Source organism: Mycobacteroides franklinii (genome assembly GCF_002013895.1).
GTDB lineage: Bacteria > Actinomycetota > Actinomycetes > Mycobacteriales > Mycobacteriaceae > Mycobacterium > Mycobacterium franklinii.
This window is the reverse complement of the sequence record NZ_MAFQ01000004.1, coordinates 180,025-193,825: the sequence shown is the minus strand read 5'-3', so window position 1 is coordinate 193,825 and position 13,801 is coordinate 180,025. Positions and strand designations below refer to the sequence as shown.

Sequence of the window (13,801 nt, the reverse complement as noted above, 5' to 3'; positions counted from 1 at the left end):
CAGGGAAACTAGCGTTAATCTCGCCGGCGAAACCCTCGTGGCGGATGGTCTTGTTCTGCAAGGGCTTCCGGTGGTGTAAGGAGTGAGGACCTCATGGGCAACACCGCGCAACCACTTCGGGACAAGGTCGCCGTCGTGACCGGCGCCAGTTCGGGCATCGGTGCTCAGATAGCCCGTGAACTGGCAGGAGCAGGAGCGAGTGTCTTTCTCGTCGGGCGTGACGAGATCCGTTTGACCGCAGTGACATCCGGTATCGAGTCGGCGGACGGCAGGGCGGCACACATGAGCATCGACGTCACCGATGCGGACGCGCCGGGCGCCATCGGCTGCTTTGGCGGGGTGGACATTCTGGTGCATGCCGCCGGTGTCTTCCTGCCGATGCCATTCCTGGAGACGACCGATCTCGACCTCGACATGCAATGGAATGTCAACGTGCGCGCGCCCTTTCGACTCACGCGCGCTGCTGCCCCGCACCTGGGGGCGGGTAGTTCGGTCATCTTCGTGTCATCGATCTGCGGCCACGTCGGCTTTCCCAACTCTGCGGCGTACTGCGCGACCAAGGGTGCGGTCGAACTGCTGGTGAAGTCCCTTACCGCCGAATTCGGGCCGTTGGGGATTCGCGTCAACGCCGTCGCGCCGGGCAACGTCCGCACAAGCATCAACGCAGATCTCCTCGCCGACAAGGATTACGAGCAGCAGATGCTCGATTCGACGCCGGCCGGGCGGGTGGGTGAGGTCGAGGATATCGCGCCGGCGGTTGTGTTCCTGGCGTCACCGGCCGCGTCCTATATCCACGGCGCAAGCCTCTTGATCGACGGCGGCTGGGTGGCTTCCTAGCGCGGAACTCGCCGCCCGGCTGTCGAACACGAAGGGAAACACCATGGTTGAGCAGTACGCGCCGCGCAGTGAACTGCGCGACGGTATGCGGATCGAATGGGATGTGCGCATCACGATGGACGACGGGATAACGCTGGCCGCCGACATCTTCCGCCCCGATGATGATGCGGCGCACCCGGTTCTGCTGGCGGCCAGCCCCTACGGCAAGGGGCTGCCGTTCCAGGTCGGCTATGCCGACAACTTCAACGCCATGATGCGTGCGCATCCGGAGATCGGCGCCCAATCGAGCAGCAAGTACCAGGTGTGGGAATACCCCGACCCGGAACGCTGGGTGCCCCAGGGCTACGTCTGTGTGCGCATCGACACCCGCGGTGCGGGAGGCAGCGAGGGGGCGATCGATATCTTCTCGCCGCGGGAGATCGAGGATCTTTATGCCTGCATCGAATGGGCCGGGGTGCAGCCATGGAGCAACGGCAAGGTCGGCATGCTGGGCATCTCGTACCTGGCCACCAACCAGTGGCTGGTCGCAGCGCTGGCACCCCCGCATCTGGCGGCCATCTGCCCGTGGGAGGGCGCCAACGACTTCTACCGTGAGTACGCCAAACACGGTGGCATCACCAGTGAGTTCATGCCTAGTTGGATGCCGTGCCAGATCCGCAGTGTGCAGCATGGACACGCCGACGCCCAGATCAACCCCAACAACGGTCGCCGTGTCTCGGGACTGCCGGTTCGCAGTCAGGCCGAGTTGGACGCCAACGCCGTCGCTATCGGCGAGGTGCTGCTGACCAATCAGTACCTCGACGACTACTACCGGGACCGCACCGCGAACCTGGAGGACATCACCGTGCCGGTGCTCTCCTGCGCGAATTGGGGTGGCATGGGCCTACATTCACGCGGCAACTTCGAAGGGTTCTCACGTAGTGCCTCCGGACAGAAGTGGCTCGAGGTGCACGGCCTGGAACATTGGACCGAGTTCTATACCGATTACGGCGTTGACCTGCAGCGGCGATTCTTTGACCACTTCCTCAAGGGTGCGGCCAATGGGTGGGACAAGGAACCGTCGGTCCACCTCAAGGTGCGCACACCCGAGACCTTCATCCAACGCACCGAAAACGAATGGCCGCTGGATCGCACTCAGTGGACGCGCTTCTATCTCGACTGTGCCGACGGGCAGCTATCGGTCACCACGCCCGAAGGCGAGCAGTCGATCACGTTCGAGGCCCGTTCGAAGGGCGTCATGTTCACCACGCCGGTCCTGGAGCACGACATCGAGGTCACCGGTCCGGCGGCACTGAAGGTCTTTGTCGCCTCGAGCACGACGGATGCCGACCTGTTCGTCACCGTGCATCTGTTCGATCCCCTTGGCGCCGAGGTCTTGTGGCCTACTGCTTTCGAACCTCACGGCCCGGTGGCCCAGGGGTGGCTGCGGATGTCGCACCGCGCGAGGGACGATCAGCGCTCGCTGCCGTACCGGCCATGGCACACGCACACCGCGAGCGATCCACTCACGCCGGGCGTTGTGTACGAAGCCGACGTCGAGATCTGGCCGATGTCGGTGGTGGCACCGGCGGGCTACCGCATCGGACTTTCCGTGCGCGGTCAGGACTACACGCACGAACTACCCGGGCCATCCGAGAAGGCCTACGGGCGAGAATTACTCGGAAGTGGTGCGTACTGGCACGAATTGCCCGGTGAACGCGACCTGCCCGAGTTTTCCGGACGCACCACCCTCCGCGGCGGCGCGGGTGGGCGGCCCTACGTGCTGCTGCCCGTTGTCCCAACCTGATGCCGCGGGGCGGCTAGAGCAGCTTGCTCCAGAATCGGAACAGCCAGCCGCCTATTTGGGCCAGGCCCGGGTCGACTCCGAATGAGGCGACGACCCAGTACACCGCGCCGAAGAATGCACGGTTGATCGGCGGCGACATCAGCAGCATGAACAGGATGAGGAAGCCGAACGTCTTGGCGTTGCCGAGCATGCGTTGCGTGTTGGGGCTCAGGTGAGGTTCGAGCGCACCGTAGCCGTCCAGGCCCGGTACGGGCAGCAGGTTGAGCACCACCGCAGTCACCTGAAGAAAACCGAGGTAGGCCATGGCCGCCCAGAACACGATGTGCTCGCGATCGGCGAAAAGCGCTGTGGTTCCGAGAATTAACACCGCAAGTGTCGCGTTGGCGCTGGGGCCGGCCAGGCTCACCATGGTGCGCTGCCGGTTGCTCATGCCGGCGGTGTGCACGTACACCGCACCACCGGGAAGCCCGATGCCGCCCAGGGCGATGAACACCAGCGGCAGCACGATGGACAGCACCGGATCGGTGTATTGCAACGGGTTCAGCGTCAGGTAGCCGCGCGCCTGGGTGTCTCCGAAACGCCAAGCGGTATAGGCATGCCCGAACTCGTGTAGGCACAGCGACACGATCCACCCGGTGAACACGAAGACGAACACCCCGCCGCGAGCCAACGGCTCGGTGGAATTCCCGCCCAGCCATGCGAGCACCGCTCCGGCGATGGTGAGTGCGACGAGCGCCAGAAAGACGGGGCTGGGGCGGACCGCTTGCTTGACGTTCACGGCAAGAAGCTACCGGACGAGCCACCAGCTGTGCTGGTGGCGATAGAACGTCGATCGGGGGACCGGGCGAGGGCCCGCGACCCCGTCCCTGACGACGATGGCCCCCACCGTGCCCAGCTGAGCCGCGCGTCCGGTCACCCAGCGACGGGGTAGGGGCCATGTCCGGCCCCGTACGGAGGCTCGCAGGCCGGGCATCGACTCGGTGGGCTCGACGTCGACCAGTGCGGTCCCGTCGAACAGCAGGGTGTCATCGACGGTCGCCTCGCCCGTGACCGCGTTGCCGTCGCTGCTCTGCCATGAGGCGCGCCCGGCAAGGGCGGTGCCGGTGTCGTCCCGGATGAGTGGTACCCGGTGCGCCTGACCCTTACGTGCCCGACGTGCAGCTCCGGGCCCGATCCGATAGATCCGTCGCGCGCGTGACCGCCGGTCCGGCACGAATCCCACCTCGGTGTCCAGTCTGTCGGCGCGCATCAAGCGGGTCAGCACCTGGCCGAGATCACCGTCTGCGCCGACCACGATGAGCCGCGTCGGAGTGTCCGGGAGCCCATCGACGAGCGTGCGCACCGCGTCGGATTCCTCGACCCGGTCCACAGGCAGATCGCGCAAAATACGGGGCAGTCGGCGCCCACCGAACAGCAAAACCCGTGCCGACGCCGTTTCGGTGACGCTCGGGGGGCTCATGAAGGACCTCTTTCGTCGGTGCCGAATACGTACAAAGCCCGTGGCCTGCGATACAGTGGCTCACCGGCTGAACAACATTTTGCACGCGCAGCGTCGCGCCGCCTTCGCCCAGCCGGAAGGACAGTGTGGGCTGCCAACAGGGAAGCGCAGAGAACGCACATGCCGGCAATAGTCCTGATCGGCGCCCAGTGGGGCGACGAAGGCAAAGGCAAGGCAACCGACCTGCTCGGTGGCTCGGTTCAATGGGTAGTCCGCTACCAGGGCGGTAACAACGCCGGACATACCGTCGTCTTACCCAATGGGGAGAATTTCGCCCTGCACCTCATCCCGTCGGGAATCCTCACTCCGGGGGTGACCAACGTCATCGGCAACGGGGTCGTTGTCGATCCCGGCGTGCTGCTCACCGAACTCGCGGGCCTGGAGGAGCGGGGGATCGACACCTCGGGTCTGATCCTGTCCGCGGATGCGCATCTCTTGATGCCGTACCACGTCGCGATCGACAAGGTGACCGAAAGGTACTTGGGATCCAAGAAGATTGGCACCACCGGTCGCGGTATCGGTCCCTGCTATCAGGACAAGGTGGCGCGCATCGGGATCCGGGTCGCCGACGTCCTCGACGAGGAGTCTCTGCGCCAGAAGGTCCATGCCGCACTGGAATTCAAGAACCAGGTGTTGGTCAAGATCTACAACCGCAAGGCCCTGGACCCGGACCAGGTGGTTGACGGCGTGCTGGAGCAGGCCGAGGGATTCAAACACCGCATCGCCGATGCCCGCCTGCAGCTCAACCAGGCACTGGAACGTGGTGAGACGGTACTGCTGGAGGGATCGCAGGGCACGCTGCTCGACGTCGATCACGGCACGTATCCGTTTGTGACGTCCTCGAACCCGACCGCCGGCGGCGCTTCCGTGGGGTCCGGTATCGGTCCCACCCGGATCACCACCGTGCTGGGAATTCTGAAGGCGTACACCACCCGGGTGGGGTCGGGTCCGTTCCCCACCGAATTGTTCGACGAGCACGGTGCCTACTTGGCCAAGACCGGCGGCGAAGTGGGCGTCACCACCGGCCGCGCCCGGCGTTGCGGCTGGTTCGACGCCGTCATTGCCCGGTACGCCACCCGGGTCAACGGCATCACCGATTACTTCCTGACCAAATTGGACGTGCTGTCCAGCCTGCAGACCGTCCCGATCTGCGTCGGGTACGAGGTGGACGGCAAGCGCACCAACGAAATGCCGATGACCCAGAGTGAGATCTACCGCGCCACACCGGTTTACGAAGAGCTTCCGGGTTGGTGGGAGGACATCTCCGGCGCTCGTGAGTTCGGCGACCTGCCCGCCAAGGCGCAGGATTACGTGCTGCGGCTGGAGGAACTGGCGGGTGCGCCGATGTCGTGCATCGGCGTCGGGCCGGGCCGGGATCAGACGATCGTGCGGCGGGACATACTCTCGAGGTCATGACCGCCGACGGGGACAGACTCGCCGCACTGCATGAAGAGATGAATCGGGCGATCCGTGAAATCCGTGGCGGGGGATTCCCGCAGTACTCGCCGTCCTCGGTGGGGCCGGGGTTCGGGCGCTTCCTGACCGCCATGCGGCGGCTGCAGGATCTCGCGGTGTCCGCCGATATGGAAGATCCTCGCTGGGATGAGGCGGCCGACATCACGGAGAAGCTCGTCGAGCTGATGGATCCGTTCGAGGCGCCGGAGGGTGTCGGCCCTGCCAACCGGGTCGCCGACGAGCCCGCCAACGGGCATCTGCTGCTGCCGCCCTGGTTCATCGACAAGGCCGGTCCGGACGGCATCGAGGCCCACGGTGACTTCCCGCGGTTCTATCTGGGCGGTAACGGCGCCGTGCACGGTGGCATCCTGCCGCTGCTGTTCGACCATCTCTTCGGTATGACGGTGATCATGGCGGGCCGCACCATCAGCCGCACCGCCTTTCTGCACGTCAACTATCGGCAGGTGGTCCCGGTGGGGGTGCCGCTGACCGCGCGCAGCCGCATCGACGAGGTGGATCGCCGCAAGGCCTTCGTGTCGGCGGAGCTCTACGACGCGCAGAACACGGTGCTGGCCGACGCCAACGGCCTGATGGTGCAGCTGCTGCCCGGTCAGCCCTAGCGACCGCCTGTCGATAGCGACGGTCCACCCATCATGCGAACGCGATCGGCACGATCGCCAGCAGCCCGGGCACCACGAGCGCCAGACTTCCCGCGAGGGCCAGCAGCCTGCGGAACAGGTTGTCCTGCTCGTTGACCGCGCTATTGCCGATGATCAGGGTGCCCGCCACGTGAATCGGATTCATCACCATCAACGCCGCCGGCACGCAGACCGCGCACACCACCCAGAACATCTGGGCCGGCTCCGTGAAGGTGGAGAACACGACGGGCATCATCAGCCCGAGAACTCCGAGCGTGGAGCTTTCGATATTGCACAGCAGGGCAGTCAAATACGCGAGTACGAGGATGAGAACCGGGCCCGTCCCGAGGCGATGCAAGACGCTTGCGATCGAATCGATGGTGCCGATCTTCTGCATCAGCCCGAGGTAGGTGAGCAGGCCGCACAGCAGCAGGATGCTGGGCCAGGGGATCCGGGCCAGCAGTGACCGCTCCTGGGGGCGGAAGGCAATCTGCAGCAGTGCGGCCAGGGCGATAGCGGTCACCCCGACATCGGTTTTGACGATCACCACGAGCAGTACGAAAGTCAGCAATGCCAGGCCCGCGCACCAGGCGTATCGAAGCGAGGGCCGTTCGGCCGCATCGGTTTCCGCGGTAGCGGCCGGTGCCGGGGTGAGGTCGAAACCTCGGCCGCGGCTGCGCCGAAACGCGTCGAGCAGTTGCAGGCACAGCACGACAAGGGCCGCGACCACCATGGAGACAGCCCAGAGGGCCCATCCCGGATAGCTGACGTGAAACTTCGATGCGGCGGCGCGGACGACGGCACCGGTCGGGTTCAGCGGGGAGAGGCCGGCGCTGTTGGCCCCGATCACCACGCCCAACTCGCACAGGTAGAAGCTGCTGCGGTACCTCACCGCGACGTGCGCCACCAGCGGCACGAGGAATGCGATGACGGCCGTCGAGAACGCGCCCACCGTGGACAGCATGGCGCCGACAAGAAAGCCTGCCCACGGCAGCATCGCGTGACGATCGCCCACGGCCCCGTACACCAGCTCGACGAACCAGCCGAGGGTGCCGCTTCGCTCGAGGTGCGCGAACAGCAGCGAGACGCCGACGATCAGCGCGAAGATATCGCCCGGGAACGTCGTGTACATCGCCTTCGCGTCCAGCCCCGAGAGTGCCAGGACGGGCAGCGCGGCGCCAAGGGCCAGCACACCAATGTTCATCCGGCGCCAGATCGCGGCCACCAGCACGACAACCAGCATGATGATCGAAAGGGATTGGGCGGCAGACACTTAGGTGACCTTCCGGAATGTACGGGCACAGCCCTGCGGTCGGCAACGGGACTTGGCTGCGATGTGCCACGGTACCCGCTACATCTGGCGGGGTCCGGGAACCGCGGCGGGACCGGTTTTCGCCGGCCCTAGCGGTCGGCCTGATTCATGGTGGCCTCTTCCAGGTCGAGGCCCCGCAGCACGGTGCGCAGCACTTCGTCATCGATGTTGCCGGCATCGCGCTCGGCGATGAACACCTCACGCTCCTTTTCGAGCATTTCCAGCCGCAGGTTCCGGAACGCCGCCATCGGGCTCTCCCCGGCGTCCTCGTCGCTGCGTCCCAGGCGCTCCCATGCCGCGTTGCGACGGCGGGTGTTCCAGTGCCGCAGGATTTCCGCGGCGCGGCTGCGCACATTGGTGTCCTCGATGCCGTCGTTGTCGTCGAGGAGTTCTTCGAGACGGTCGGCGGCCGCGCGGGCGGCCTTGTCCTGAGCGGCGGCCTCGGCCAGGGCATCCTTGCGTTCGTCGTCGCTCTGCACGCCGAGCACACGGATCACCCATGGCAACGTAAGGCCGTGCAGCAGCAGGGTTCCCACCACAACCACAAAGGTGAGGAACACGATGTGCGGATGGCCGGGCAGCGGCTCGCCGGTGATGGTGGTGAGTGGAACCGCGAAGGCCATCGCCAGGGACACCACACCGCGCATCCCGGCCCAGGCCACCACGAAAACTCCACGTGCCGAGGGCCGTTGGCCGGGAGGTCGCATATAGGCGAACGCGAACACGAAGACGATGCGGACCACGATGACCGTGGCCAGCACTGCGATCGAGGACAGCAGGATGGTCTGGAACGACAAACCTCGCAGACCCTGGACGACCTTGGGCAGCTGCAACCCGATGAGCAGGAACGCGAAGGATTCGAGCAGCAGTTGCACGGCCTTCCACACCGCGTCGTCCTGTAGCCGGGTGGCGTATCCGGCATGCACCGATCGGTGCCCCAACATCAGGCCCGCGACCACCACGGCGATCACGCCGGAACCGTGGATCTCCTCGGCCAGCAGGTAGGCGAAGAACGGCACCACCAGACCGATCGCGCTCTCGGACAGTGGGTCGTCGAGCTTGCACCGGATGATGTTGACCAACTTGCCGATGACGAACCCGACGAGCACACCGCCGATGGCGGCGAGCGCGAAAATCTTGAGCCCGTCGGCCACGGTGGCGCCGAGCCCGATCGCGGCGGCGATCGCCACCCGATATGCGGTGAGTGCGGTGGCGTCGTTGAGCAGACTTTCGCCGCCCAGCAGCGTCATGATGTTGCGCGGCAGTCCCAGGCGGCGGCCGATGGCGGTGGCCGATACCGCGTCCGGTGGGGCCACGATGGCGCCGAGCACCATCGCGCCGGCCAGCGGCAGTTCGGGTACGGCATAGAACGCCACAAAGCCCACCGCGACCGTGGTGACGAGTGGCAGCAGTACGGCGAGGCTACTGACCGCCCTCATGTTCTTACGCAGATTCACGTACGAGCTTTCCAGCGCCGTCGTGTAGAGCAGCGGCGGCAGGATCACGAACAGCACGAGGTCCGGATCCATCTCGATGGGCGGCAAGCCGGGGATGGCGGCGGCCGCCAGACCCGCAACGACCAGCACCAACGGGGTGGGAAGGCCGAATCGCCGGGAAATCGCGGCCAGGACCAAGGCTGCTGTGAGTACCGCCAACAGTGAAACGTTCACGTTCGTATTCTGTGCGGAGAGTGGTTCGGGCATCTACGCGGGCACATGAGAGGACAGATATGAAGCGGCTGTTTCGGCGCGGCTCGTCCGCGCCCGCGGCGATTCAGGGACAAGGCCCCTGCCCGGAGTTGGCCGCCGCCGCCGGGCAAGACCCGCAGCCCCGGACGCCCGGGGAATGCGAGGACTGCGCGGCGTTGGGCGAGCAGGTGTGGGCACATTTGCGGATGTGCCTGCAGTGCGGTCGGGTGAGCTGCTGCGATTCCAGCCCCCACCAGCACGCCACAGCGCATTTTCATGCCACCGGACACCCGGTGATGCGTTCACACGAGCCGGGTGAGGACTGGCGCTGGTGCTACGTCCACAGCACTCTGGGTTGAGGATGTGTGGCAATCTGGCACGCTAGGCACGGTCCGATAGGGCTGCAGACCGACCGGAAGGCGTGAATGGCATCGTGGTGACGCAGGAGGGTTCGCCCCCCAGCGAGCGCGGGACGACGGGGTCGACAGACATCGTCAAACCCGTGCCCGCCGAGGCGGCGCCGGTGACCGAAGACGCCGTTCGAGCCACCAACGGCGCGAAATCCGGCTCCAAGGTCGTCAAGACCCCGAAACCAGTCACGAACACCGTCGAGGCCGATGCGCCCGCGCGGGACGTCACCCCGACCACCCCCGAGAACGCGGCGCAGGACAGAGCTGAAGACGCCCCGGCACCGGTACTCGAGGATGTGCCCGTCGACCTGCCGAAACCGATTGCCGGAAATCGCACCACCGTGATGCTGCTCGGCTCGGGTGAGCTGGCCAAGGAACTGGCCATCTCGTTCCAGCGGCTGGGAGCCGAAGTGGTTGTGGCGGACACGGGGACCGGCGGACCTGCCCAAGGCGTGGCGGATCGCTCGGTACTGGCGCCGATCGGCGAGTCGGAGCGCCTGTATGAGCTCGTCGACAAGGAACGGCCCCGGTTCGTCGTGCCCTTGGTCGAGGCGGCGTCGCGCGAGGCGCTGGACAAACTGGCCGAGGGCAAGGTCACCCAGGTGATCCCGACGGCCAAGGCCGTGCGTCTTGCCGGTGACCGCGAGGGGATGCGGCGGATGGCGGCCGAGGAGCTCGGCTTGCCGACACCCACGTACTGGTTCGCGAATTCGGTCGAAGAGCTGCAGAAGGTACTGGAGACGTCCGGCTTCCCGGCGGTGGTGCGCCCGGTATCGGCGGCATACGGGCAGGGCCAGTCCGTGGTGTTGCGTGACAGCGACGCCCCGCCGGCGTGGGATCGGGCCATCGCGTCGAACCTCGGCGGCGGCCAGCGGGTGATGGTGGAAACCGCGGTGGAGATCGACTACGAGATCACGCTGCTGACGGTGCGGACCGCCGGAGTCGGTGGCGCCACCAGGCTGTACTTCTGTGAGCCCATCGCGCACCGGCAGAGCGGTACCGATGCGATGCAGATGTGGCAGCCGCAGCCGCTGAGTCAGGCGGCCCTGGAACTGGCGCGCTCGATCGCGGCCCGTGCGGTCAACGCCCTTGGCGGGCATGGTGTTTACGGTGTCGAACTCTTCGTCCGCGGTGACGAGGTCTACTTCTGCGATGTGAGTGCGCGCCCCTACGACTCCGGGCTGGTAACCGTGCGGTCGCAGCGGCTGTCGGAATACGACATGCATGCACGCGCGGTGCTGGGCGTACCCATCGACACCATTTTGGTGTCGCCGGCGGCCGCCGAGGTGGTCTACGGCGACAGCCACGGTCCGTCGCCGCGGCAGCTCGACGAGGCGCTGCGGATACCCGAGAGCGATCTTCGGCTGTTCGGGCATTCAGAAGCTCACCGGCGCCGCCGCATCGGAGTGGCACTGGCGACCGCCCCCAATACCGCGTTGGCGTTGAGCCGTGCGCAGCAGGTCGCCAGGCATCTGCGGTGACATCGCAGGATCAGACGCCGGATGCCGACGGCCCCGAAGATCGAGGGAGTATCGCTCCCTTCATCGCAGGCGCGGCGGTCTTTGGAATCGTGGTGATCGGTATCGCGGTATCCACGATCTTCCGGTCGGGTGACGGCCTGACCGACGAGGGCAGAGTGGGGCAGGCGGTCAACGCGCAGAATGACGCGTTGCAACGTCACGCCTATGCGGATTACCTGAAGGTGACGTGCCGCGCCGTCTCCGCACCGGAACAGAATGTGATTGCTGCGCAGGACAAATCCGAGGCGGCACACGGGAACCGCTACATAGACGACGTTCAGAACGTGGTCGTCAAGTCCGACTCGGCCAGCGCCTCGGTGACCTATCACTACATGAAATCCGAGAACAACAAGCTCACCGCGGACGTCTCGTTCGTCAAGGAAGACGGCTCGTGGAGAGTATGCAGTCAGTACTGATGGTCTTCGCGCAAGCGCATCATCACAACCAATAGACTGGCTCTTCGTGGGCTACGCAGGAGATATCACCCCCGAGGCGGCGTGGGCGCTGCTGAAGGAAAACCCGGAAGCGGTACTGGTCGATGTGCGCACGTCGGCCGAGTGGAAGTGGGTCGGCGTCCCCGATCTCACCGAGCTCGGGCGCGATGTCGTATACATCGAGTGGGTGCGATCCAACGGTGAACGCAATGGCGACTTCCTCGAGGAACTGGCGGCTGCGGGCGTGACCGGGCCTTCGCAAGGGGATGATCGGCCGGTGATCTTCCTGTGCCGGTCCGGAAACCGCTCGATCGGCTCGGCGGAGCTGGCTACCGAGGCGGGAATCGCACCGTCCTACAACGTGCTTGACGGGTTCGAGGGCAACCTCGACGAGAACGGGCACCGGGGCGGCGTCGGTTGGCGCGCCATCGGTCTGCCGTGGCGGCAGTCATGAATCTGACCCCTGACGGCATCCCGTCGGTACGGATTCCGAAGGAGCTTCCCGAGGGCGTGAGTCAGGCGACCATCGGGGTACGGGGTGGCCTGCTGCGTTCCGAGTTCGAAGAGACCGCCGAGGCGATGTACCTGACGTCCGGATACGTCTACGAGAGCGCGGCCGCCGCCGAGCGGGCGTTCACCGGTGAGGTCGACCGGTACGTGTACTCGCGATACGGAAACCCCACGATCTCGATGTTCGAGGAGCGACTGCGGCTCATCGAGGGTGCCGAGGCCGCGTTTGCGACGGCAACGGGCATGTCGGCGGTCTTCACCGCACTGGGTGCGCTGTTGGGCGCCGGTGACCGGCTGGTGGCCGCGCGCAGCCTGTTCGGTTCCTGTTTCGTGGTGTGCAACGAGATCCTGCCCCGCTGGGGTGTGGAGACCGTGTTCGTCGACGGCGAAGACCTTTCCCAGTGGGAGGAGGCGCTGTCGGTTCCCACGCAGGCCGTCTTCTTTGAAACCCCTTCCAACCCAATGCAATCACTCGTGGATATCGAGGCGGTATGCAAGCTGGCCCATGCCGCTGGCGCAAAGGTGGTGCTGGACAACGTCTTCGCGACCCCGCTGTTGCAACAGGGCATCCCGCTGGGCGCCGATGTGGTGGTCTACTCCGGCACCAAGCACATCGACGGGCAGGGGCGTGTACTCGGCGGAGCCATCCTGGGTGAGGCCGAGTACATCGAGGGCCCGGTCAAGACGCTGATGCGGCACACCGGGCCTGCGCTGAGCCCGTTCAATGCCTGGACTCTTGTGAAAGGCCTTGAAACGCTGGATCTTCGGGTGCGTCACGCCAACGAATCGGCCTTCAAGATCGCGCAGTTCTTGGAGCAGCATCCGGCGGTGCGCTGGGTGCGGTATCCATTTTTGGAGACGCACCCGCAGTACGAGCTGGCCAAGCGGCAGATGCGTGGCGGTGGCACCGTGGTCACCTTCGAGCTCGACGCCGACGGCGACGCGGGTAAGCAGCGCGCCTTCGAGGTGCTCGACGGGACCTCGCTCATCGACATCTCGAATAACCTGGGTGACTCCAAGTCGCTCATCACGCACCCCGCCACCACGACCCATCGCGCGATGGGGCCGGAGGGCCGGGCGGCGATCGGGCTGTCCGACGGCGTGGTGCGTCTGTCGGTCGGGCTGGAGTCCACCGAGGACCTCATCGCGGACCTGGATCGGGCGCTGAGCTAATTCGGGCTAGCTTTAGTTAGCAGGGGCTAGCACTAAGGGCAAAGCCTTTGTAGTATCCCCGTCATGACGCAACGAAGCGTTCATGTCGCGGTGTTGGTGTTTGCCGCCATAGGAATCTCGCTGTCCATGGCCGCTTGCTCCATGTCGGATTTCGTGGGCGGCGCCGTAGAGCGCACCACATATCCGCCGATCACGCCCATTCCGCCGCCTCCGCCCGGTGCCAGCACGCTGCCGGCGGACTTTCCGCGCGATATACCGGTCGTCAAGGGCACGTATCGCCAAGACTCCGAGGGCGATTCTCGAACGCTGATGGTCAGCGGCGTCGACGCGTCGGCCGTGGCCACAGCGGGCACGCTGTTGACCGAGGCCGGATTCGAACATCAAACCGTCGTGGGCCAGGACGCCTATCTCAACAAGAAGTACACCGTGCTGGTGGTCGGCGACGACCTCGGCGGGACCTTCACCCTGCGCTACACCGTGATGCCGATGACCGGTGTGCCGGGCATTCCCAGTGTCACCTTTCCGCCGTTGATCTGAGGA

At 65.7% G+C, this 13,801-nt stretch carries 14 protein-coding genes; 10 read left to right on the top strand and 4 right to left on the bottom strand.

What is annotated here, in order from left to right:
• Positions 1–93 precede the first annotated feature (93 nt).
• Positions 94–837: an SDR family NAD(P)-dependent oxidoreductase gene (locus B4393_RS06815; RefSeq protein ID WP_078333478.1), complete on the top strand. Its 744-nt coding sequence runs from the start codon at positions 94–96 to the stop codon at positions 835–837.
• A 43-nt stretch (positions 838–880) separates the two neighbouring features.
• Positions 881–2,623: a CocE/NonD family hydrolase gene (locus tag B4393_RS06810; protein WP_078333477.1), complete on the top strand. Its 1,743-nt coding sequence runs from the start codon at positions 881–883 to the stop codon at positions 2,621–2,623.
• A gap of 13 nt (positions 2,624–2,636) precedes the next feature.
• Here B4393_RS06810 and B4393_RS06805 read toward each other — a convergent pair whose 3' ends face one another.
• Together B4393_RS06805 and B4393_RS06800 are read right to left on the bottom strand one after the other, a co-directional pair.
• Positions 2,637–3,401, bottom strand: a complete 765-nt coding sequence (locus B4393_RS06805; protein ID WP_070938177.1) for a site-2 protease family protein — start codon at positions 3,399–3,401, stop codon at positions 2,637–2,639.
• A 9-nt stretch (positions 3,402–3,410) separates the two neighbouring features.
• Positions 3,411–4,082, bottom strand: a complete 672-nt coding sequence (locus B4393_RS06800) for a peptidase M50 (protein WP_078333476.1) — start codon at positions 4,080–4,082, stop codon at positions 3,411–3,413.
• A gap of 159 nt (positions 4,083–4,241) precedes the next feature.
• Here B4393_RS06800 and B4393_RS06795 point away from each other — a divergent pair, with 159 nt between their 5' ends.
• The gene (locus B4393_RS06795; protein WP_078282419.1) at positions 4,242–5,537 is read left to right on the top strand and encodes an adenylosuccinate synthase; all 1,296 of its coding nucleotides are present in this window, start codon (positions 4,242–4,244) and stop codon (positions 5,535–5,537) included.
• Positions 5,534–6,196, top strand: coding sequence for a PaaI family thioesterase (locus tag B4393_RS06790; protein ID WP_078333475.1), 663 nt, complete (start codon positions 5,534–5,536; stop codon positions 6,194–6,196). The genes B4393_RS06795 and B4393_RS06790 overlap by 4 nt, the downstream gene beginning before the upstream one ends.
• Before the next feature lie 31 nt (positions 6,197–6,227).
• Here the strand turns inward: B4393_RS06790 and B4393_RS06785 are convergent, their stop codons facing one another.
• Positions 6,228–7,487 carry an SLC13 family permease gene (locus B4393_RS06785; RefSeq protein WP_078333474.1) on the bottom strand — a complete coding sequence of 420 codons (1,260 nt, stop codon included), beginning with the start codon at positions 7,485–7,487 and terminating at the stop codon, positions 6,228–6,230.
• 128 nt (positions 7,488–7,615) lie between these two features.
• Complete coding sequence (locus tag B4393_RS06780; protein WP_078333520.1) at positions 7,616–9,196, bottom strand: Na+/H+ antiporter; 1,581 nt, start codon at positions 9,194–9,196, stop codon at positions 7,616–7,618.
• Between the two features lie 59 nt (positions 9,197–9,255).
• Here B4393_RS06780 and B4393_RS06775 point away from each other — a divergent pair, with 59 nt between their 5' ends.
• From B4393_RS06775 to B4393_RS06750, 6 genes are all read left to right on the top strand, one after another.
• Positions 9,256–9,573, top strand: a complete 318-nt coding sequence (locus tag B4393_RS06775; RefSeq protein ID WP_078333473.1) for a UBP-type zinc finger domain-containing protein — start codon at positions 9,256–9,258, stop codon at positions 9,571–9,573.
• A gap of 62 nt (positions 9,574–9,635) precedes the next feature.
• Positions 9,636–11,105, top strand: a complete 1,470-nt coding sequence (gene purT / locus B4393_RS06770; RefSeq protein ID WP_078333472.1) for a formate-dependent phosphoribosylglycinamide formyltransferase — start codon at positions 9,636–9,638, stop codon at positions 11,103–11,105.
• The gene (locus B4393_RS06765; protein WP_078333471.1) at positions 11,102–11,560 is read left to right on the top strand and encodes an Rv0361 family membrane protein; all 459 of its coding nucleotides are present in this window, start codon (positions 11,102–11,104) and stop codon (positions 11,558–11,560) included. The genes purT and B4393_RS06765 overlap by 4 nt, the downstream gene beginning before the upstream one ends.
• Positions 11,561–11,606: 46 nt before the next feature.
• Positions 11,607–12,032, top strand: a complete 426-nt coding sequence (locus B4393_RS06760; protein WP_070938184.1) for a rhodanese-like domain-containing protein — start codon at positions 11,607–11,609, stop codon at positions 12,030–12,032.
• Positions 12,029–13,261, top strand: a complete 1,233-nt coding sequence (locus B4393_RS06755) for an O-succinylhomoserine sulfhydrylase (protein WP_078333470.1) — start codon at positions 12,029–12,031, stop codon at positions 13,259–13,261. The genes B4393_RS06760 and B4393_RS06755 overlap by 4 nt, the downstream gene beginning before the upstream one ends.
• 63 nt (positions 13,262–13,324) lie before the next feature.
• Entirely contained in the window at positions 13,325–13,798 is a 474-nt protein-coding gene (locus B4393_RS06750) for a hypothetical protein (RefSeq protein WP_078333469.1), read from the top strand.
• Positions 13,799–13,801: the final 3 nt, after the last annotated feature.

Coding starts and splice junctions, on each gene's coding strand:
- B4393_RS06795 (WP_078282419.1), top strand. CDS start 4,242: ATGCCGGCAATAGTCCTGATCGGCGCCCAGTGGGGCGACGAAGGCAAA.
- B4393_RS06750 (WP_078333469.1), top strand. CDS start 13,325: ATGACGCAACGAAGCGTTCATGTCGCGGTGTTGGTGTTTGCCGCCATA.
- B4393_RS06755 (WP_078333470.1), top strand. CDS start 12,029: ATGAATCTGACCCCTGACGGCATCCCGTCGGTACGGATTCCGAAGGAG.
- B4393_RS06815 (WP_078333478.1), top strand. CDS start 94: ATGGGCAACACCGCGCAACCACTTCGGGACAAGGTCGCCGTCGTGACC.
- B4393_RS06800 (WP_078333476.1), bottom strand. CDS start 4,082: ATGAGCCCCCCGAGCGTCACCGAAACGGCGTCGGCACGGGTTTTGCTG.
- B4393_RS06790 (WP_078333475.1), top strand. CDS start 5,534: ATGACCGCCGACGGGGACAGACTCGCCGCACTGCATGAAGAGATGAAT.
- B4393_RS06775 (WP_078333473.1), top strand. CDS start 9,256: ATGAAGCGGCTGTTTCGGCGCGGCTCGTCCGCGCCCGCGGCGATTCAG.
- B4393_RS06810 (WP_078333477.1), top strand. CDS start 881: ATGGTTGAGCAGTACGCGCCGCGCAGTGAACTGCGCGACGGTATGCGG.